The 19,647-nt window shown below is 62.5% G+C and carries 19 protein-coding genes; 12 read left to right on the top strand and 7 right to left on the bottom strand.

Annotated elements, in window-relative coordinates:
- Positions 1-65 precede the first annotated feature (65 nt).
- Positions 66-347, bottom strand: a complete 282-nt coding sequence (locus R3F07_17535; protein MEZ5278188.1) for a septum formation initiator family protein — start codon at positions 345-347, stop codon at positions 66-68.
- Positions 348-466: 119 nt separating this feature from the next.
- Between R3F07_17535 and R3F07_17530 the strand changes: the two genes are divergently transcribed.
- From R3F07_17530 to R3F07_17515, 4 genes are read left to right on the top strand one after another with little or no spacing between them, the layout of a single operon-like run.
- Entirely contained in the window at positions 467-1,285 is an 819-nt protein-coding gene (locus R3F07_17530; protein ID MEZ5278187.1) for an AAA family ATPase, read from the top strand.
- Positions 1,286-1,336: 51 nt separating this feature from the next.
- Complete coding sequence (locus R3F07_17525; protein ID MEZ5278186.1) at positions 1,337-1,969, top strand: hypothetical protein; 633 nt, start codon at positions 1,337-1,339, stop codon at positions 1,967-1,969.
- A gap of 54 nt (positions 1,970-2,023) precedes the next feature.
- Positions 2,024-3,241, top strand: coding sequence for a DNA methyltransferase (locus R3F07_17520; protein MEZ5278185.1), 1,218 nt, complete (start codon positions 2,024-2,026; stop codon positions 3,239-3,241).
- Entirely contained in the window at positions 3,238-3,645 is a 408-nt protein-coding gene (locus R3F07_17515) for a thioesterase family protein (GenBank protein MEZ5278184.1), read from the top strand. Before R3F07_17520 ends, R3F07_17515 begins: the two co-directional genes overlap by 4 nt.
- A 193-nt stretch (positions 3,646-3,838) precedes the next feature.
- On the opposite strand, the gene queG is transcribed toward R3F07_17515, so the two are convergent.
- A complete protein-coding gene (queG, locus tag R3F07_17510) occupies positions 3,839-5,065 on the bottom strand; it encodes a tRNA epoxyqueuosine(34) reductase QueG (GenBank protein MEZ5278183.1) in 1,227 nt (408 codons plus the stop codon).
- Positions 5,037-5,612 (bottom strand): shikimate kinase, encoded by a 576-nt coding sequence (locus R3F07_17505; protein ID MEZ5278182.1) that lies wholly within the window; start codon positions 5,610-5,612, stop codon positions 5,037-5,039. The genes queG and R3F07_17505 overlap by 29 nt, the downstream gene beginning before the upstream one ends.
- 120 nt (positions 5,613-5,732) lie before the next feature.
- On the opposite strand from R3F07_17505, the gene R3F07_17500 reads away from it, so the two are divergent.
- Positions 5,733-6,821, top strand: coding sequence for a polyprenyl synthetase family protein (locus R3F07_17500; protein MEZ5278181.1), 1,089 nt, complete (start codon positions 5,733-5,735; stop codon positions 6,819-6,821).
- Positions 6,822-6,843: 22 nt separating this feature from the next.
- The gene (locus R3F07_17495) at positions 6,844-8,505 is read left to right on the top strand and encodes an FAD-dependent oxidoreductase (GenBank protein ID MEZ5278180.1); all 1,662 of its coding nucleotides are present in this window, start codon (positions 6,844-6,846) and stop codon (positions 8,503-8,505) included.
- A 122-nt stretch (positions 8,506-8,627) separates the two neighbouring features.
- Here R3F07_17495 and R3F07_17490 read toward each other — a convergent pair whose 3' ends face one another.
- The 3 genes from R3F07_17490 to R3F07_17480 all read right to left on the bottom strand — a co-directional run bounded on the left by R3F07_17490 (position 8,628) and on the right by R3F07_17480 (position 11,550).
- Positions 8,628-9,503: a diacylglycerol kinase family lipid kinase gene (locus tag R3F07_17490; protein ID MEZ5278179.1), complete on the bottom strand. Its 876-nt coding sequence runs from the start codon at positions 9,501-9,503 to the stop codon at positions 8,628-8,630.
- Between the two features lie 17 nt (positions 9,504-9,520).
- Positions 9,521-10,663 (bottom strand): glycosyltransferase family 1 protein, encoded by a 1,143-nt coding sequence (locus tag R3F07_17485; protein ID MEZ5278178.1) that lies wholly within the window; start codon positions 10,661-10,663, stop codon positions 9,521-9,523.
- Positions 10,664-10,773: 110 nt separating this feature from the next.
- Positions 10,774-11,550 carry an FKBP-type peptidyl-prolyl cis-trans isomerase gene (locus tag R3F07_17480; protein MEZ5278177.1) on the bottom strand — a complete coding sequence of 259 codons (777 nt, stop codon included), beginning with the start codon at positions 11,548-11,550 and terminating at the stop codon, positions 10,774-10,776.
- Positions 11,551-11,787: 237 nt separating this feature from the next.
- On the opposite strand from R3F07_17480, the gene purD reads away from it, so the two are divergent.
- From purD to R3F07_17450, 6 genes are all read left to right on the top strand, one after another.
- A complete protein-coding gene (gene purD / locus R3F07_17475; GenBank protein MEZ5278176.1) occupies positions 11,788-13,086 on the top strand; it encodes a phosphoribosylamine--glycine ligase in 1,299 nt (432 codons plus the stop codon).
- The gene (locus R3F07_17470) at positions 13,083-14,135 is read left to right on the top strand and encodes a hypothetical protein (protein ID MEZ5278175.1); all 1,053 of its coding nucleotides are present in this window, start codon (positions 13,083-13,085) and stop codon (positions 14,133-14,135) included. Before purD ends, R3F07_17470 begins: the two co-directional genes overlap by 4 nt.
- 40 nt (positions 14,136-14,175) lie before the next feature.
- Positions 14,176-14,658 (top strand): low molecular weight protein arginine phosphatase, encoded by a 483-nt coding sequence (locus tag R3F07_17465; protein ID MEZ5278174.1) that lies wholly within the window; start codon positions 14,176-14,178, stop codon positions 14,656-14,658.
- Positions 14,659-14,665: 7 nt separating this feature from the next.
- Positions 14,666-15,946, top strand: coding sequence for a serine hydroxymethyltransferase (glyA, locus tag R3F07_17460; protein MEZ5278173.1), 1,281 nt, complete (start codon positions 14,666-14,668; stop codon positions 15,944-15,946).
- A gap of 74 nt (positions 15,947-16,020) precedes the next feature.
- A complete protein-coding gene (locus R3F07_17455) occupies positions 16,021-16,794 on the top strand; it encodes a CHAD domain-containing protein (GenBank protein ID MEZ5278172.1) in 774 nt (257 codons plus the stop codon).
- A gap of 173 nt (positions 16,795-16,967) precedes the next feature.
- Positions 16,968-17,789: a hypothetical protein gene (locus tag R3F07_17450; protein ID MEZ5278171.1), complete on the top strand. Its 822-nt coding sequence runs from the start codon at positions 16,968-16,970 to the stop codon at positions 17,787-17,789.
- Positions 17,790-17,825: 36 nt separating this feature from the next.
- On the opposite strand, the gene R3F07_17445 is transcribed toward R3F07_17450, so the two are convergent.
- Entirely contained in the window at positions 17,826-19,523 is a 1,698-nt protein-coding gene (locus R3F07_17445) for an AMP-binding protein (GenBank protein ID MEZ5278170.1), read from the bottom strand.
- Positions 19,524-19,647: the final 124 nt, after the last annotated feature.

The following is a 19,647-nucleotide window of genomic DNA, read 5'->3' as shown; positions in this document are numbered from 1 at the left end:
ATTCTTCCCGGCAGGGCCGCGCGCAGCCGGCGGTACCCGGCCCGAACGCAGCGGCCAACCACCTCTCAATTCTCAAACCGGAAAACCACTTCATCCGGTCGGGCATAACCGAGACGGTCCCGGATCATTCGTTCAACGAAGGCGGGATCCTGCTTGAGACGCTCGAGAATATCCCGCTGTTCCAGCAGGCGCAGTTCCGTCTCGGCCAGATGACGACGGTTGGTGGCTTCCTGTTCCTTGAGGTTCAGGAATTCCCCGTAGGTCCGATAGAAGAAGACACCAGCAAAAACGCTGAGTGATAGAAACACGACGGCGTAGGCGATGAGGAATAAGCGGCTGAAAGTCATGGCCAAGACTTCGCCGAGGATTGGCCAAGCCGGTACGAAAGAAAAGCAATTTTTATCCGAATAACCCTTTCGGTGCTAATCTTAAACTTGCGTGGGATTCTGTCGAAACTACTCACAAGATGTATGCGGATTATTACGGATTCTCGGAGTTGCCTTTCAATATCACTCCGGATCCCAAGTATTTGTATTTGAGCCCGACCCATCAGGAGGCGATCCAACACCTCAAGTATGGGATTTCCGAGCGCAAGGGCTTCATCGTACTCATCGGGGAAGTCGGCTGCGGCAAGACCACCCTTTGCCGGCATTTTCTCAACAGCCTCGATCCGGATCGCTACGAAACGGGGTTGATCCTCAATCCCCGCATCACTGAGACCGAATTGCTCAAGACGGTCCTGACCGAACTCGGAGAGCCGTCCGATGGTGATTCCAAGAACGATCTGAGCACGCGCGTCAACGCCGCCCTGCTCGATCGCATTCATGCGGGCAAGGACATCGTCCTGCTCATCGACGAGTGCCAGAACCTGACCTTTGAGCTCCTCGAACAGATCCGCCTCCTTTCGAACCTCGAAACCGACAAACAGAAACTCCTCCAGATCGTCCTGATCGGACAACCGGAGTTCAAGACCACCCTGAACGAACCCAGGCTGCGCCAGCTTCGACAACGCATCCTGGTCAATTACGAGCTCAAGCCGCTCACCTTCGGGCAGATGGAACACTATATCCGGCACCGGATCAGCCTCGCCGGGGGGCTCGGACGCCCCCAATTCTCGCCCTGGGCGTCGCGCATGATCCACAAGGCCAGCCAGGGAATCCCCCGCCTGATCAACAACCTCTGCGACAAAGCCCTCCTCGCCGCCTTCTGTCGCGAAGCCGATATCGTCAACTACTGGGACGTGCGCCGCGCGGTCAAGGAATACAATGCCCTGGCCCTGGTCTGACCTGACCTTGCCCACCCCTGAACCGATCCCCACTGCCAACCCGACCCAATCATGAGCTTGATCAACGATGCACTGAAGAAAGCCCAAAGCGTCCAAGGCCCTCCTCCTGGCATCGCCCAGAACCGGTTTTCAGGCCCTCCCGGAGGGACTCCCGGCGCGATCAGCCAGCCGGACGGAGGCGGCCACGCGACGATCGCGCGGCGCGGCAACCCGATGTCCGCCCAGAAGCTGGTGCTCATCCTCCTCGTGGCCGGTGTTGTCTTCATCGGTTTCATCGGTGCGATGGGTGTCGGCGCCTACATCATCATCAAGGAAAAGCAACCCGCAGAAATGGCACAAGCACCCGCGCCTGTGGTGGACGCCGCCGAGGTCATCGCGATTCCCGAACCCGAACCGGTCGCGGTGGTCGAAGCCAAACCGGAACCCAAGCCGGATCCCCTGCCGGCACTCCCGCCGCCGATCCGGGTCAATCGACCGGACCCGGATGTGCTTGCCTATGTCAACACGCTCAACGTCCGCGGGATCCGGATCTCTGACGGCGAATCCAAGGTTCTCATGAACAACAAGGTTTACAAGACGGGTGAGATCGTTAACTACGACCTGAATCTCAAGCTGAGTGAAGTCTCCGGCAAGGAGCTGATCTTTGAGGATGTTCAGGGCAATACCTATATCGCACGCTTCTAGCCGCCACCTCGGCCGGATATCCCTCCGGCCTGCCGAACGCCGCGGGTCTCAGCAATGACCCGCCCGGGACCCGAACAACTGGATCTTTCCCTGACCCCGGTATCCCGCGGAGAGTTCTGGACCGCCAGGCAACGGGCGGCCAGCACCCTCCACGAGATATCCTACCGGGCCTGCTTCAAGCCGCCTCTTGCGCGCTACTTCATTGAGCGATTCAGCCAGCCGGGCGACATTGTCTACGATCCCTTCATGGGACGCGGCACGACGGCACTCGAATCGGCGCTGCTCGGCCGGGTGCCCTGGGGACGTGATGCCAATCCCCTCTCGCGGATGCTGCTCGAACCCCGCCTTGATCCGCCGACGCTTGAGGACGTTGAAGAACGCCTCGGCACCTACACCTGGGACGCCGAACCCGACCCGATCGACGAGAGTCTCCTCGTCTTCTTTCATCCCGATACCCTGAGAGAGATCAAGTCCCTGCGCGCGATCTACCTTCATCGAGAGCGCACGGGGTCACTCGATCCGATCGACTCCTGGATCCGCATGGTGGCCCTCAACCGTCTGACCGGCCACTCGCCCGGATTCTTCTCCGTTTACACCCTGCCGCCCAATCAGGCCGTCTCGGTCAAATCCCAGCAGCGGATCAACGCACGAAAAAACCAGACACCGCCGAGACGCGAGGTTCCCTCACTCATCCTCAGAAAATCCCGGTCCCTGCTCAAGGACGTGACCCCGGAAACCCGGGCGGATCTCCGCAAGATCTCAGCGCTGGCCCGCATCACCACCGGCGACGCCTGTTTCGCCCCGGAACTCCCCGACGGCCAGGTTGCCCTGGTCTTGACCTCACCACCATTCCTCGACGTGGTCGACTACGCGACCGACAACTGGATGCGCTGCTGGTTTGCCGGAATCGACAGCAAAGCCGTTCAATTCGATCAACACCCCAAAGTGCCGGACTGGTGCCGATTCATGGCCTCGGCGGTCGCCGATTCGGCCCGCCTGCTCCAACCCGGTGGCGTCCTTGCCCTCGAAATCGGGGAGGTCCGGGCCGGAAGCATTCTCCTGGAGGAACACATCACCCCCCTCGGGCTGGAGGCCGGACTCCGGGCCGAGGAGATCCTGCTCAATGTTCAGGATTTCACCAAAACCGCCCACGTCTGGGGCGTGACCAACAACACCCGGGGCACCAACACCAATCGGGTCGTCCTCTTCCGAAAACCTCCGGCCGACCGACCCGACGCCATCCCGACTTCCAACCCGCCAACCCGATCATGATTGTCAGCCAAGCCGAAGTGCGCGTCCGATACGCCGAAACCGACATGATGGGCATCGCCTACCATGGGAATTACCTGCCCTGGTTTGAGATCGGTCGAACCACCCTCCTGCGGGAACAGGGCCTTCCCTATGCCGAACTGGAGAAGCTCGGTTACCGGCTGCCCGTGCTCGAGGTGAACGCCCGATACCTCCGCCCCGCCCTCTACGATGACATCCTCACCATCGAAACCAACATGAAGTATAGACCCTTCCTGCGAATCCGCCTCGACTATCGGATTCTCCGGGGAGATGAGCTTCTCGCCACTGGCTTTACCGAACACGCCTTCCTCAATCATCAGAACCAACCCGTCCGTCCACCCCCCGTCTTCGTCACCCGAATGAGGGAGATCTTCACCGGCGGTTAGGGTGGTGTTGCGGATGAAGGCGAACAGTAGCTTGAGGCATGGGCGGTCGCGCAGTAGCCCGAACCTCGACCTCGTATCTGGTGGAGGGCGGTCCACTGCTTCGAAAGGCTCAACAATCTGAGTCCATCGAAGGGCCGGGCCACCGCACGGCCGGCCCCGGCACACGGTCATCTCGTCGCGGAGAAACCCGATTTCAGGGCTCCCGGGTCGGAATCCCGTGAGGTGTTCGCTCCCAAACGGCGTATTCCTCGAGCACGGTCTCATCGGTTTCGGCCGCTCTGGCTCCTTCCAGCATGGCTCGCGCCCGGCCCGGCTCCAGCCGATAGACCGCCCAGACAGCGTGGGCCCGCACCAGGGCGGTGGAACTCCCGGCCAGTCCGACCAGACCGTTCAGGAGATGGTCTCGGGAACCTCCCAGCCTGCCGTTCCAACCCTCGTCGCGATCAAGATTTCCGGCCACCACACAGGCATTGCGAAGCAGACGCTCCAGCCTGAGGCGCTTGAGCGGGGTTCGGCGGAAGACAACGGCAAACCGCTCCGGTGTCAGGCTCAGGAGCTCGATCAAGGTAAGTTCGGCCAGATCGAAGCGGGCCGCCAGCAGAAGCCCCCGGCCGGCTTGGGCAAACCGGTTCCACGGACAGACTTCAAGGCAGATGTCACAGCCGAAAATCCGGCCACCCATCGACTCCCGGAATTCACGCGTAATCGGCCCGCGGTTCTCGATCGTCTGCCAGGATAGACAGCGATGCGCGTCAATCAGGCCCGGCTGGCGGATGGCCCCGGTCGGACATGCCTCGATGCACCGGACACAGGATCCGCAGAAGCGTCCGAGCGAGGGCGGTCCGTCCGCCATGTCCCGGCCGCCCGGCAGCGGCTCATCCGGTACGATCCGGCCCCGGATGAGGATCGCCGCAAGGAGAAGCCAGTTGCCGTGGGAACGGGAGATGAGCATCCCGTTCTTCCCCAGCCAGCCCATGCCGGCCTTCGCCGCCCATCCGCGTTCCATGACCGGCCCCGTGTCGACATAGGCGCGCCAGTCGCCCGCTCCCAGCCCGAGCCGCGCCGCCATCCGCCCGCCGCCCGCCCGGACCGCACGGAGAATATTGTCATGATAATCTTCATACAGGGCATAACGTGCCCAGCGCGATTGACCGGCGGCGCCCTGTTCTCCCGGCAGGTAATTCACACCGAACAGGACCACGGTGCCCACGTCCGCCAGGATCAGTCCGGGGTCCAGTCGCTTCTCCACCGTCCGGGTCATCCAGTCCATGTCCGCCTGCCAGCCCCACTCCAGCCAGGCCCGGAGCTGTGTCGGCGGAACCGAGTCCGCCGCGGCAAAACGCACAGTGTCAAATCCGAGGTCGAGCAGATCCCTTCTCAGGGAATCCCGCTCAGCGACGTTGGACGCGTTCGAAATCACGAGCCTCCCTCTGGTAGACGCGACAGACATGAGCGACGACTTCGAGGAGCGTCCGATGATCGGTCAGGATCTGCGTGCCGCTCGCCCGGTAGTACGGCTCCCGTTCTCTCAGCATGGCCGCAATACGCTCTTCCGGGTTCTCGACGTTCAGGAGCGGGCGGTTCTGGTTCGAACGGGTGCGCTCGTGAATCGTGCCGGCCGAAGCCTGAAGGCAGACCAGGACCCCCCGGGATTTCAGCTGACCGATCATTCCGGCCCCCAGGACCAGGCCACCCCCGCACGATACCACACATCCGCGCTCGGGATGACCCGCTTCGATGAAGGCCCGCTCCAGCTGCCGAAAACCCGATTCGCCATCCCGAGCGAAAATATCCGAAATGGGCCGGCCTGCCTGCCGCTCAATCTCTGCATCGCTGTCCAGCCATTCCATGCCCAGGCGCTGAGCCACCATCCGGGCCACCGTGCTCTTGCCCGTGCCCATGAATCCGACCAGATAGAGGTTGGTCCTCTTCTGCGTTTCACGGCTTTTCTGGAACGTCGGATTCATCGGCGGAAGGAGCATCGCCCGAATCGACCGGACCTGACAAGTGAACAAACCTTCCGAAAAGTGCTCAGGGTTGCGTTGACCCACCTGCCCGGACGGGTCTTTCTACACCTTGCCAATCCCATGACCCTGTCTTCGAACAACCCAAGTGACCCGGCAGCCTTTCTCGCCGCCATAAGGCCGAGGCTCGAGATGGAGATCCAGCAATCGGTGTTCGATCTGACTGATGATCTGGACCCCGCGCTTGAAATGGACGCCTTCGGCGTGATTCTCCGGGATTACCTGAAATCGCCGGGCAAACGCCTGCGCCCCCTCCTCTTCCTCCTCACCCTCAAGGCACTCGATCCGGACCGGGACATCGACGATGGCAGCCTCCGCTTTGCGGCCGGCCTTCAGGTCTTTCACGAGTTCCTTCTCGTCCACGACGATCTGATCGACGCCAGCGAAAGCCGCCGGGGAGGACCGACCCTCTGGAAACGAGTGGCCTCCCTTCCCGATCTCACCCTTGAACGGGCCCGTTCCATCACCCTGGTTCTCGGCGATCTGCTCTATGCCCGGGCGGTCGAGCAGATCACCTCCCTCGATCTTCCCTCCTCCAACGTTCTCGAGGCCCTCCGCTTCCTCATGGTCGTCGCCCGCGAAACCGGATGGGGTGCCGCAGCCGAAATTCGACTGTCGGCCGAGCCCATCGCCGGCGCAATGGGCCCATCCATCCGGGCCGTCTACCGCGCCAAGACCACCCGCTACACCTTCGAGGGGCCGATGACCCTGGCCGCCATTCTGACCGGAGCCGGTTCGGAGATCCGCCCCCTGATCAAGACCATCACCCGGCCTCTCGGCCTGGCCTTCCAACTGGAAAACGACCTCCACGAACTGGTCTCCCTCGCCGCCCCCTCGACCCCGATACCCGCCGATCTGAACGGACGGATCAAGACGCTTCCGATGATTCGCCTGCTCGAGGCTCTTCCGGATCGGGATGGACAGCGGCTGAAGGAAATCTTCGATCGACCCATCGGCGCGGACGAACGCCGGTCCATCAACCAAATGGTCGGCGATTCCAAGGTCATTGAGGCAATCCGGACCGAGATCGGCGGACTCTTCAACGAACCGTTCACGGCGATCAGGGCGGCGGACATCGCTCCGGAAATTCGTGACAATCTGAGCCGGGTCATTCGCTTCATCCAGGCCAACCGCAATCACTCTGAGGCCTGACCATGCGGCTCTTCCGGTTCCGATGAAGGTTGATTTCATCGTTGCAGGAGGGGGCCTGGCCGGCTCCATCCTCGCCTGGACGCTGCGAAAACGCGGCCGATCGGTCGTCCTTTTCGATGGATCCCCGGGTCCCGTCTGCTCACGGGCCGCAGCCGGTCTCTACCACCCCTTGACCGGTCGGCGCCTGACCGTTCCGCGGCATCTGCCCGACCTCCTCGAGGCCGGAGACCGCTTTTTTGAGTCGGTCGAGGCGGTCACCGGCACTCCCTGCCTCCACCGCCTCGCGATCCGCCGGTCCTTTGTCGATCGCGCCATGGCCGAGACCTGGGCGGAACGACGTGCGAACGCCCGGGCCGCCGGACTCGACCTGAGGGACTTTGCTTCCGAACCGGACGGTCTCACTTCATCTCCATTCGGTGGATACGAATTGCGGGGATGCGGGTGGATGGATCCCGCCGCATTCCTAAAGACGGTCGCCGAAATCTTGGGTCGCGAAGGCCGATACGGCAATCAGATCATCAAGCCGGACCGCCTGGAGTCTTGTCGGGACGGTGTCATCTGTGGAGAGATCCAAGCCAGAGCCGTGATCTTTGCGGAGGGACATGTCGCCCGGGACAATCCCCTCTGGAAGCATCTCCCGCTCAAGCCCAATCACGGTGAGATCCTGGAGATCCGCATCGAGGGCGACATCCGGCCGTGCATCCACCTGGGAGAACTCTTTCTCATCCCGCGCGACGACCAAAACTGGCTGGCGGGGGCCACCCACGACTGGACGGTCGACCACGGTAAGCCGACCCCGGCCGGCCGGAGGGAGATTGAAAACAAACTGAAGGCGTTTCTCCGCTGCCCGTTTCAGGTGGTCGGACACCGCGCCGGGGTGCGCCCCGCGTCCGGAGATACCATGCCTTTTCTCGGTCGGCATCACGAGAACGCCGCCATCTGGATCTTCAACGGCTTCGGCTCACGAACCCTCCTCATGGCCCCCTGGTGCGCGGAGAAGCTCGATCAGGCCCTCACGGCCGGTGAATCCCTTCCTGAAGAACTCGACATTCACCGATTCGAGCCCGTCGAGGCCGTTCAGGCCAAGCCGTTTCGGGCCACGCGGGCGGCCCAGGACCGGATAGCCGAAGTCCTATGTCCGGGAGACCTCGCGATCGACGCCACCGCCGGGCGGGGCCACGATACCATATGGCTCGCCGAACGTGTCGGTCCCGCCGGCCGCGTCCTTGCCATCGATATCCAACCCCGGGCCATCGAGGATACGGGCCTGCGGCTCAGAAAGGCCGGGCTGGCCGGCCGCGTCAACCTCGTCAGGGCCAACCACGCTGATCTTGCAGGACTGGTTCCGCCCGACTGGTCCGGGCAGGTCGCCGCCATCCTTTTCAATCTGGGTTCCCTGCCCCATGGCGATCGGAACATCCGCACCCGGCCTGAATCGACCCTGAAGGCCCTCGAGACCGCCCCCCGACTGCTCAAGGCCAATGGGCGCATCACCATCGTCCTCAACCCCGGTGATCCCGCTGGACGCCACGAGGAACAAATCGTCCGGTCCTGGATGATGACTCTGTCGCCCGATCGATTCGCGTTCGAGGAGGTCCACTCGCCGGACGCCCCTCCTCCGCTCCCGGGTGCTGGTCATCACCACCCGCCCGACTTCCGATCAGCTCCCCTCCCCGGCAGCTGACCTGCCGCAGGTCCCTCCGTGTGATCCCTGAAAAAGGCCAACAACCAGTCTGTCGCCACCAGCCGGAGGATCCCGAACGCCTGCCGCGCGTCACAAGGTGGTTTTTGCCGACCGTGAGATCATCAAGAAACCACCACCCGGAGAGAGCCCGGATGGACTTCGACGAGCAACTCCGCGCCCATTTCATGGATTTCTCCATCGGTATGCACCGGCCCGGGCTTCTCGCGGACTATCCGGAACCGCTCGCCCACCAGGGTCACCGTGTGTCTGCTCCGATCGAAAGTCCCGGCAAAAAGCCGTGCCGCCAGCCCCAGACCGAGCACCGGATGGGCAGTGGTCACGGCGACTAGGTCCAGGCGACCGTCGTCCAGTCGCGCCCGCGGCGCAACCCGGGCTCCGTTTCCGAACTGGGTCGAATTGGCGACCGACAGCAGAAAGGCCTGGAAATGCTGCCTCCCCGCCGACTCCGCCTCCACCCGGCAGGTCTGCATCGCATAACCGAAAAAGGCCGTGGTCCCAAGCCGCAGATAGGTCAGAAATCCGCGGCGGGAGGAAGAATTGAATCGTCGCCCCAATTCGGCATCAAATCCCATCCCCATGATATTGAAGAACGGCTTTCCGTTGACCGACCCGCTGTCGATGACCCGCACCCGTCCCTGCAGGGCCACCACGACCGCCCGGTCGAAAGCGAGCGGCAGCCCGAGGTCCCGAGCGAGGCCGTTGCCGCTTCCCAGGGGGATAAGCCCGAGAGGCACTCCGGTTCCAACCAGGCCGGCGGCCACCTCGTTCATCGTACCGTCTCCACCCACTGAAACCACCCGGTCATAACCTTCCATCACCGCCCGGCGCGACAATTCCCCGGCATGGCCCCGTCGTTCCGTCATCCACAGACCGGCCTCTACGCCCATTTGGCGGGTAATCCGATCCAGCCGTTCACCTCGACCATCGCGACTTCGCCGATGGCCGGAAACCGGATTGATGATGAAGCAGACTTTCATCGGATCCACCTCCCGGCCTACTGCAGGCGCCGACGGGTCATCACGTCGAAGAGAAGCCGTTCAAAGTCGCCGATTACCGCTTCCCAGGTGATTCGCAATGCGTTTTCCCTGGCGGCCCGTCGCAGACGGTCCCATTCCGGCCTGAGAGCGATCAGGCGACCCGCTTCCTCGAGATAGGCCTCCGGGTCGTCGAACGGCGCCAGCAGTCCGTTGACTCCCGTCCGGATGAATTGCCGGCCCGCTGCATAGTCGTAAGTGAGCACAAGCAGTCCGCAGGCCAACGCCTCCGTCACGACATTGCCAAAGGTCTCCGTGATGCTGGGAAAAAGAAAAACATCCCCGGATGCATAGTGGGTCGCGAGGTCCTCGCCCAGACGCATGCCGCAGAATTGGAAATCCGGGTATCGGGCTTTGAGGGCGGCCCCCTCCGGACCGTCTCCGATCAGGATGAAGCGGATTCGCGGCTCGGTCTTCCTCATCTGCTCGAAGGCACGAACCGCCAGGTCGACATTCTTTTCCTTGGCCAGCCGCCCCACATAGACCACCGCAACATCGTCACCGGAAAGTCCCCAGGACCGCCGGAGTTCGTCGCTCCGGCGGGCCGGATCGAAAAGAACCGTGTCCACCCCTCTCGCCATCACGGTGACATTGCGATACTCCTCAAGTCGGAGGGTATCCGCCATCTGGTTTGTCGGCACCATCGTGCAGTGGGTCCGGTTATGGAAATGCCGCAGATAGGCAACGGCCACTCCTTTGATGAAGCCAAACCCGTAATGCCGGCCGTACTGATGGAAATTGGTGTGAAAGCTGGACGAAATGGGCAGTCCCATCCGTTCGGCAGCGGACAAGGCGGCCCACCCCAAGGGTCCTTCCGTCGCGATATGAACCACGTCGGGAGGCGCTTCCATCCAGAGCCGCATCAGCCGGGAATAAACCGGCAGCCCCATGCGGAGCCCCGCATAACGCGGCAGCGGCACACCCGGAACCACGATATCCCGAAAAGGAGTCGCACCGTCCGGCCGATCCAGCGAACCCTGCCTCGGTCGGATGACACTGACCTCATGGCCCCGCCCCGCCAGTCCCCGAACCAGCCGGTTCAGGGTCATGGCCACCCCGTTGACTTCCGGGGGAAAGGTCTCGGTGACAAGGGAGAGGCGCATGATCGGATCGACTGGGGAACTTGGGGAAATGAAGCCATCTGCCGGCGACCCCCGCGGTCAAACCGACTCCGTCTGGATGCCTGGACCGGGCAGACTTCGCCGACAACGGATCACTGCATGCCCGGGGCCGGAGCGTCGACCGGCTCTGGAATGGCCGCTTTCACCTCCAGCAGTTCGACATCGAAAATGAGCGCCGATGCGGGCGGGATCCCCGGCCGGCCGGCATCGCCGTAGGCCAGGTCCGAAGGAACAAAGAGACGGATTTTGCCGCCTTCCGAGATTTTCTGGAGTCCCTGGGTCCAACCCGGAATGACCTGGTTGAGCTGGAAGGTAAGCGGCTCACCCCTTGGGATCGAACTGTCAAAAACCGTTCCATCAATCAATTTGCCCGTGTAGTGCACGACCACCATGTCCTCCGGAACGGGAAAGGCACCCGTGCCCTGCTCAATCACTTCGTAGCGCAGACCGGAATCCAGAACGATGACATTGGGATCGGCGTCCAGGTCCGCAAAATAGGCGGCCGCAGCTCGTTTTCCGGCCGAGCTCCTGGCGTTCTGGATCGATTCGGCCCGGGCCGAGAGGTATTCCTGAACATAGGGAGCGATCTCCTCCAGATCGACCTCCAGCTTCGCACCCGTGGCCGCGACCTGCATGCCGCGGGCCAATGCATTCACTTCGGCTTCATTCAGGTTAAGGCCGACCAGGTCGATCTGCTGACCGAGGTACCATCCCCAGGCTTCCAGAATCTGATTCGGAGAATAGGCATCGCCCGCCTCTTCCGTTGCTTCCGGCGCACTCTCGGCAGCGGTGAATGATTCCTGTGCCGACAGGAAGATGGGAAACGTAAGGGCCAGGAGAAACAGTGAAGCTTTTTGAATGGTTTTCATAGGTGCGTAATTCCGGAGACGCCGATTCGATCTGACGCTTGGAACGACCACGGGTAGAGTAAGATTTCCCTTTGTAAAAGCCCTAAATTTCGACATGACAGAACCCGCCCCATGGGCACGGGGCCGATTCGAGGACGCCTGAATCACGATTTTCGCTCTTTTCGGTTCACAGACCAAGGCAACCCGCACCAGTATCCTGACTCCTGCAAACGTCCGAGCTTCCGCCAAGTCTCCTCAATGTTCCCAGAGAAATCTTTCAAAGTCCTCGTCGTCGGTTCCGGTGGTCGTGAACACACCATCGTCCAGTCCTGCCTGGCCAGCCCACTGGTTGAAAGCGTCATCGCCGCGCCCGGAAACGGAGGTATGGAGCGCGACTGCCGCTGTTTTCAGATCGCAGCCGATCAGATTGACGCTCTCGTCGCCCTGGCGGTCGAGCAGGCAGTCAATTTCGTCATCGTCGGGCCCGAGGTGCCGCTGAGCCTGGGCTTGGTCGACGCCCTCAAGGCGAGAGGGATTTCTGCCTTCGGGCCGACCGCCGACGGCGGTCGTCTCGAGGCGAGCAAGATCGCCTGCAAGGAACTCCTCCTGAAATACCGGATCCCTACGGGGGCCGCCACGGCCTTCAACCAGCTTGAGCCGGCCCTCGCCTACCTCGAAACCAGCGCCTTTCCGATCGTGGTCAAAGCCGATGGCCTCGCGGCCGGCAAAGGCGTCATCATCGCCCATGACCTCGTCGAGGCTGAGGAAGCCGTTCGCTCCATGCTGGAAGCGGACGCCTTTGGCGAGAGCGGGCGCAACATCCTGATCGAGGAATGCCTGGTCGGAGAGGAAACCTCGATCCATGTGGTCATCTCCGGAACCGACCACCTGACCCTGCCGACCAGCCAGGACCACAAGCGGATAGGCGAGAACGATACCGGACCGAATACCGGAGGCATGGGGGCCTATTCGCCGGCCGGGCTGGTCGACGAGGCAACCATGGCAATCATCGACCGGACCATCATCCGGCCAAGCGTCGAAGCGATCGCCGCCGAAGGCATCGATTTCCGAGGCGTTCTCTTCATCGGAATCATGATCACCCCGGATGGTCCCAAGGTGCTCGAATACAATGTCCGCTTCGGCGATCCGGAAACCCAGGTCCTTCTGCCCAGGTTGAAAACCGACCCGGTCGAGCTGATGGCCGCCGCCGCCGCCGGTCGACTCCGGGAGGTCCAGCTTGCCGTCAGGCCCGAACATGCCCTCTGCGTCGTGCTCGCCTCCAGAGGCTACCCGGGATCCTACCCGAAGGGCGAAACGGTCGAGCTGCCGGACAGCCTCCCGGCCCACACCCGGATTTTTCACGCCGGCACCCGCACCGGACCCAATGGATCCATTCTGACCAACGGCGGGCGCGTCTTCGGTGTGACCGCACTTGCCCCCAACCTTCCGGAGGCGGCCTCTCTGGCCTACCGGCTTTGCGACAAGGTCAAGTTCCCCTCCAAGGTCTTCCGTCGTGATATCGGGGCCCGGCAGCTGCGACGGGACGAAACGGCATGACGACCAGTCCCCGCACCATCCGGCGATTCATTGCGGCCCTCGTCTTCCTGCTCGGACCCGCGATCCCGTCGATCCGGTCCGATGAAGGGCCGGCCGTGCCTGTCCTGAGCGATCCGGACCTGTTCCCCGCCGAACTGTTTCCCGGGCTGGAGCAACTCAACGAAAGCGATCTTCTGCTCGAAGGACTCCACCAGCATTATCCAAATCGACTGCTCGATCACCCTCCACCGGAATTGATCCCGACCGAAGGAGATCCGCTCCTCCGTGAGAAGGACGGCGGCGTGGATTATGTCCGGGTTCGCGGCCTGTCGACGGCCCTGCCATCAATCCAGGCGGCCCTCGACGAACCGGTCGCCCTGATTGACTTGCGTTATGTTCATGCGGACCTGGAAACCGCCATCGCCCTGGGCGCCCTCCTCGCCCGCAACGATCGACTGGTGCTCGATCTGATCGGCGACTATGCAACCGTCGCAGGGATGGAGGCGACCGACCGCCTGACCGTGCAGACCGAACCGGCCGATTCCTCCACCAGCCTGGTCATCGTCCTGGTCAACGAGGAAACAGGTGGTCCCCTCGAGGCAGTCCTCGCGGAACTCCAATCCCGTCACCGGATACTCAGCATCGGCAGAACAACCGCCGGACTCACCGCCACCTACCGTCCCCTGCCCGGATTTCCCGGTTGGCATGCGATCAGCGGAGAGATCCGCCCCGCCTCCCTCGGAAGTCTCGTCGGGATCGGACTCCAGCCGTCCATCCCGGTCGACGCCGAGGCCGCAACCGAAAAAGAAGCCTACGATCGGTTCGATCCGGAGAAACCGCTTCAAACCGTACTCGAACAATCCATCGAAAAGGAACGTTATGACGAGGCCCGCCTCCTCAGGGAATTCCCCCATCCCGATACCGCTGCCGTCCCTCGCCCCACCGCCCGGACCACCCCAACGGAGAACGAAACCGACAACCCGCCGCCCCCGCCGGTCGACCAGTCGCTCCGCCGCGCATTTTACGTGATCGAAGGCATGCGCGCATTCGGCCGGATTCCCGAGGATTAAATTTGCCAGACCCCTCCCTCAAAATAGGTTGAAGCCCTTCATGCCGGAACAGCCCAGACCCATTATCTTCGTCTGCACGGCGAATATCTGCCGCAGCCCGATGGCTGAGGCACTCTTTCGGCACGCGCTCGCCGCCGAGCCGGAACCGTTTCGATCCATTGCCGTGGCTTCCGCCGGCGTCTCGGCCCTCGACGGTCAACCCGCATCACCCAATTCCGTGGAGGCCATGCGGAAGGTCGGCTTGAACCTCGCCGATCACCGGAGTCGGCACCTGACCCAGGACATGCTCAACGAAGCCGTCGCCGTCTTCTGCATGACGGAATCGCACCACGACATCATTCGCCTCCAATACCGCAAGATCCCCGAACGAGTCCATCTCATGCGCGAGTTCATGACCGACACCCGGGATCACGAGATTCCCGACCCGTTCGGCGGAAACCTGCGCACCTACGAATCCTGCCGCGACAGCATGGTCGAAGCCATTCCCTCACTTCTCAACTTTGTCCGATCCCTCAAGACCTGAATTCCCCATGTCACTTCCCGACTCATCCACCTCCCCCGGTCTCGACAGCCGCAGTCTCGCCCGGATCGATCCGGAGATCAATGCCGCCATTCAGGCCGAGCTTGAGCGCCAGCAGACCCACATCGAGCTCATCGCTTCCGAAAACTTCACCCTGCCCGCGGTCATGGAGGCCCAGGGCAGCGTCCTGACCAACAAGTACGCCGAAGGGTATCCGCGACGCCGTTGGTACGGCGGTTGCGAATTCGTCGACATCGTCGAGCAACTCGCCATCGACCGGGCCAAGGCCCTCTTCGGCGCCGATCACGCCAACGTCCAGCCGCATTCCGGCAGCCAGGCCAATGCCGCCGTCTATTTCGCCACCCTCCAGCCCGGCGACAGGATCCTGACCATGAACCTTTCCCACGGCGGACACCTCACCCACGGGAACCCGGCCAACTTCAGCGGGAAGTTGTATTCAGTTATTAACTACGGAGTGAGTCGGGAAAACGAGGAGATCGATTACGACGAGTTGGCCGAGGTCGCCTCGCGTGAGAAGCCGAAGATGATCACCGTCGGGGCGTCTGCCTATTCGCGGACCATCAATTTCGAACGGATGGGACGGATCGCCCGGGATTGTGGTGCCCTGCTTCTTGCCGACATCGCCCATATTGCCGGCCTTGTCGCCGCCGGTATCCATCCCTCGCCGGTCGCCCACGCCGACTTTGTCACCACCACGACCCACAAGACCCTCCGGGGTCCCCGGGGCGGCCTCATCCTCTGCAAGGAGGCCCACGCCAAGGCCATCGATTCCGCCGTCTTCCCGGGAGCCCAGGGTGGTCCCCTCATGCACGTCATCGCGGCAAAAGCGGTTTGCTTCCTCGAAGCCGCCAAACCGGGGTTCAAGGCCTACCAGGCGCAGATCGTCGCCAACGCCAGGACACTCGCCGCGGCCATGATCGAGCGCGGCTACCGGATCGTCAGCGGAGGCACCGACAACCACCTCATGCTGGTCGATCTCCGCGACAAGAATGCCGAATTGACCGGCAAGACCGCCCAGGCCGTCCTCGATCGGGCTCATATCACCTGCAACAAGAACACCATCCCCTTCGAAACGCGCAATCCGTTCCAGGCCAGCGGGATCCGCCTCGGGACTCCCGCCGTGACCAGCCGGGGCATGCAGGAGCCCGAAATGATCCTCATCGCCGATGCCATCGACCGGGTGCTCTCTTCGCCGGATTCCGAGGATGCCATCAAGTCCGCCCGAAAGATAGTCCTCGACCTCTGCCGCCGCTTTCCCCTGCCCTATTGATTGAGCCGACAGTCCCGATCCGGACCGTTTGAGCGTGATCCCGGCCGGGATTGCCGTCAGGATGGCCCGCTATCATGCCCTACCGCATACGGAAAGGTGAGGGTCTTGGAGAGGCCTTCCAGCGGATCCTCGCCGAGGAGACTGCGCGGGCGGCCGAGGAATCGGCCTGCGCCGCCCATTCCCGCGATCAGGCCATCCATCAACTTCGCAAGCGTTGCAAGCGGGTTCGGGGTCTTCTTTCGCTCTACCGGGAGATCCTGGGTCTCGCGGCGACCGGGACCGACCGGAAGATCCGCGACTACTCCCGATCCCTGGCCGGCACCCGGTCGGAAGCGGCTCTCGCTGAGATCGCACACCGTTTCCGACTCACGACTTTCCAATCCGCGACTCCCGATGAAACAGAATTGCCGCCAACGGACGTTGCTCTGATCGTTCCTCTGTTGACGCAGGTTGCCTCCTTCTGCGGCCCACTGGCCATGAAAACTGTCCGGAACGACCTTCTCCGCGGAATCAGGAAGATTTCCAATCGATCGAAGAAAGCCTGGACGATCGCCACCCACTCACCGACCACCGCCCATCTCCACCGCTGGCGGACCCAGGTCAAGACCCACTGGTATGCCACCCGGCTCACCCAGGATCTCGATTTCGGGAAGACTGGCTCGTCAAGAAAGCAATTGGCCCGCCTCGGTGAGGGCCTGGGTATTCATCACGATCTCTCCATCATCCTCGATCGATTCGCCGGTGAAGGACGATCCGCCGATGATCCGGACCGTCGCCGTGCGCGGAAATTGCGAAAGCAGATCGCCCGTCGCATGTTGCAACTGGGTTCCCGGGTCTATTCCAAGTAGGACGAATTCAACGCCGATCAGGTCCCGCCGGGCAACCAGTGACGAAAGAATGCGGAAGAAGGCCTCGCGGCAGGAGGCCACGCCGTCAAACATCCAGTAAGGGAAAACCCGCGCCGTGTCCCCGATGACCTCATCGGGTTGCGTTTCCCGGGCCGGGAGTCTACATTCACGCCATGAGATCGGCAGTGGTTCTCCTCCCACTTCTCCTCCCCCTCACTTCACTCGTGGCCGGAATCCTCCCGGGTGATTCCGCCCAGGACGTTCGCGCGGAGCTGGGCGTCCCGAACGGATCCGTCGAAATCGGACAGACCCGGATCCTCTTCTTCGATCGGGGCGAAGTGGTTCTGCGTGAAGGCGTGGTCGCCGACACCAACCTGCTGAGCGAGTCCGAACTTGTCGCCAAACGGGCTCACGAGGAGGAACGCCGGAACCTCCTCGCCCGGGTCGCCGAGGAACGTCGGCTCCTCCTCGAGTCCGAAGGCCTGGCCCTCAGGCAGTCAAAAGTCGACAGCCCGGGCTTTCAGAGTCTGCCTGCCTCCGAACGCGTCGCATTCTGGAAACAGTTTCAGCTGCGCTATCCAACGGTTCCGGTCGACCTCGAACTGGGCGCCGCACTGGCCCAGGCCAAGGTCGAACAAGCCGAGAGGGATCAACGGGCCGCCCGGGAAACCGCCCTCCTTTACGCCGGGAACTGGAACCGCACCGGCACCAGCAACAGTCATGGCGACTTTCCATATGGGCTGGCCTACGGCGCCGGCATCGTCATCGGCGGCTCGCATTCGCCGGGTTACCACCCCGGTCGCCCGGCCCATCCAATCCCCCCGATCCATCCGGGCAGACCACCGGGAGGAAATCGTCCTCCGCAGAAGAAATCAGACCACGATTTCAATTCGAACAAGGGTGCCATCATGTCGGGCATGGACCGCGCCCGTGGGAAGTTGGATGCCGGATACAGCGCTTCCCGCACCGCCATTTATCGAAGCATATCCCCGTAATCCCAAGCTCCCCTCCTGCCCTCCGGAGCCGGCGGCCTACCCTAGGGCAATCGCCAACTCAAGGCAGACCTGAAGGTCACACTTGCCGGTTGCCAACATCGGGATCGACTCGACCTGTCGAACGCTCCGGGGAACCCAGAGATTCGGCAGGCCCGCCGTCAGTAATCGCTGGCGAAGATCACCCATCTCGATTTCCATCGAGGTCAGCAGAACCAGCGACTCCCCCCTGGCATCATCCGGCAGACCGACCACGACCGCCACCTGGTGATCGAGGGAATCCCAACCATAGACCCGCAAGATATGCTCTTCGACCAGCACGTGAGGGACCATCTCGCCTCCGATCTTCGAGAATCGTGAGAGGCGCCCCTCGAGGTGGAGAAAACCGTCCGCGTCAAAGCGACCGACATCCCCGGTCACAAACCATCCCTCGTCGAAGACAGCTTCCGTCGCTCGCTCGTCGTCAAGATAACCTTTGAAAACGTTGGGTCCGCGCAGGCAGATCACCCCGGCCTCACCCAGCGACAACACGCGCTGTCCGTCCGTTGACCGGATCCGGGCTTCCATTCCCGGGATCAATGTGCCAACCGACCCCAGCCTGGAATTCTCCGGAATCGATTGTGCGGGATCCCCCGGCTGATTGACGCTGGCCACCGGCGAAGTCTCGGTCAACCCGTAGCCTTGCATGATACGGATGCCGAAACGCTCGAGAAAGGCATGGTAGAGTTCGTCGCTCACCCGTTCCGCCCCCGCCACCGCGAACTTCAATCCGGCCAACTGATCCGGCTCGGCCCGCTTCAGGAACGGACGTAGAAAGGTCGCGGAACCCACCAGCACATCCACCCGTTCGGCGGCAATGATCCCGGCCAGCTTCCGGGTCTCCAGCGGTGACGGATAAGTCACCATCAGGATGTTCGACAGAAGCGGATACCACATGGTGACGGTGAAGCCGAAGCTGTGAAAAACCGGAAGGCAGGCCATGACCGAACATCCGCCCGGCAGGATCCCGGTTGATTGAATCTGGAGCGCATTGGCCATGATGTTCCGATGGGTCAGCACCACCCCTTTGGGGTCCCCGGAACTGCCGCTCGTGAACAACAATCCAAATTCCCGATCACCGCCCTCGCCCGACACACCCGTACACTTCAAGAGGCCACCGATCGGCATCAACCGGATCATCAGCGACCGTGCCGCCAGCCCCGCCTTCGAGCAGGCCCTGATCTCTTCGACCACATCCCGGCAATCCGCCGTCCACGGAAAATCCGGATACTTTTCCTTCAGTCGGCCGACCGTGATGATTGTCTTCAGACCCGCCCGCTGGATACAGGCCGCCGCAGCCCTCCGGCCAATCGTGAAATTGAGATTGACCGGCACCTTACCAAGAATGACCAGGGCCAGATTCGCGGCGGTCGCTCCGATCCCGGGAGGAAGCACCACCCCGATACGCGAGTCCGGCAGCCGGCGGCGCCAGCGCCTTGCCAGAGACCAGGCCACGGCCAGCAGCAGGCCCGCCTTGATCTCACGGCGGCCCGAGGAATGATCGATGATGGCAACCCGCCCGGCATTCTGCGCAAGCGCCCGCACACAAGCCGCTCCCACGTGGGCATCCAGCTCGGGTCTGGCGCAAAACGACCGCGCCTCCGTCTTAAGGCGCTGACGAAGCAATTCGAAAGGATCCCCTTCCCTGTCGCCGTCCAGCCGCCGGCTTCGGTTTCGATCATGTTTTTTCGGTGGCATCGAGTAGGCTCAGCGGATTGAGGAAACCAGCCTGATCGCATCGGCCCCGATTGGCAACCCCTCGGGTCGGAAACCGGTCAGCCTACCGGTGGAATGACAGGAAGGCGGGAGGAATCGCGAACCA

It is taken from the genome of Opitutaceae bacterium (assembly GCA_041395105.1).
Classification (GTDB): domain Bacteria; phylum Verrucomicrobiota; class Verrucomicrobiia; order Opitutales; family Opitutaceae; genus B12-G4.
The sequence above is the reverse complement of the archived record's forward strand: the minus strand, read 5'-3'. Positions and strand labels throughout refer to the sequence as shown.

What these genes read in the sequence shown, in the direction of transcription:
- R3F07_17535 (MEZ5278188.1), bottom strand. Translation starts at nt 347, where the DNA reads ATGACTTTCAGCCGCTTATTCCTCATCGCCTACGCCGTCGTGTTTCTA.
- R3F07_17530 (MEZ5278187.1), top strand. Translation starts at nt 467, where the DNA reads ATGTATGCGGATTATTACGGATTCTCGGAGTTGCCTTTCAATATCACT.
- R3F07_17525 (MEZ5278186.1), top strand. Translation starts at nt 1,337, where the DNA reads ATGAGCTTGATCAACGATGCACTGAAGAAAGCCCAAAGCGTCCAAGGC.
- R3F07_17520 (MEZ5278185.1), top strand. Translation starts at nt 2,024, where the DNA reads ATGACCCGCCCGGGACCCGAACAACTGGATCTTTCCCTGACCCCGGTA.
- R3F07_17515 (MEZ5278184.1), top strand. Translation starts at nt 3,238, where the DNA reads ATGATTGTCAGCCAAGCCGAAGTGCGCGTCCGATACGCCGAAACCGAC.
- R3F07_17505 (MEZ5278182.1), bottom strand. Translation starts at nt 5,612, where the DNA reads ATGAATCCGACGTTCCAGAAAAGCCGTGAAACGCAGAAGAGGACCAAC.
- R3F07_17500 (MEZ5278181.1), top strand. Translation starts at nt 5,733, where the DNA reads ATGACCCTGTCTTCGAACAACCCAAGTGACCCGGCAGCCTTTCTCGCC.
- R3F07_17495 (MEZ5278180.1), top strand. Translation starts at nt 6,844, where the DNA reads ATGAAGGTTGATTTCATCGTTGCAGGAGGGGGCCTGGCCGGCTCCATC.
- R3F07_17490 (MEZ5278179.1), bottom strand. Translation starts at nt 9,503, where the DNA reads ATGAAAGTCTGCTTCATCATCAATCCGGTTTCCGGCCATCGGCGAAGT.
- R3F07_17485 (MEZ5278178.1), bottom strand. Translation starts at nt 10,663, where the DNA reads ATGCGCCTCTCCCTTGTCACCGAGACCTTTCCCCCGGAAGTCAACGGG.
- R3F07_17480 (MEZ5278177.1), bottom strand. Translation starts at nt 11,550, where the DNA reads ATGAAAACCATTCAAAAAGCTTCACTGTTTCTCCTGGCCCTTACGTTT.
- purD (MEZ5278176.1), top strand. Translation starts at nt 11,788, where the DNA reads ATGTTCCCAGAGAAATCTTTCAAAGTCCTCGTCGTCGGTTCCGGTGGT.
- R3F07_17470 (MEZ5278175.1), top strand. Translation starts at nt 13,083, where the DNA reads ATGACGACCAGTCCCCGCACCATCCGGCGATTCATTGCGGCCCTCGTC.
- R3F07_17465 (MEZ5278174.1), top strand. Translation starts at nt 14,176, where the DNA reads ATGCCGGAACAGCCCAGACCCATTATCTTCGTCTGCACGGCGAATATC.
- glyA (MEZ5278173.1), top strand. Translation starts at nt 14,666, where the DNA reads ATGTCACTTCCCGACTCATCCACCTCCCCCGGTCTCGACAGCCGCAGT.
- R3F07_17455 (MEZ5278172.1), top strand. Translation starts at nt 16,021, where the DNA reads ATGCCCTACCGCATACGGAAAGGTGAGGGTCTTGGAGAGGCCTTCCAG.
- R3F07_17450 (MEZ5278171.1), top strand. Translation starts at nt 16,968, where the DNA reads ATGAGATCGGCAGTGGTTCTCCTCCCACTTCTCCTCCCCCTCACTTCA.
- R3F07_17445 (MEZ5278170.1), bottom strand. Translation starts at nt 19,523, where the DNA reads ATGCCACCGAAAAAACATGATCGAAACCGAAGCCGGCGGCTGGACGGC.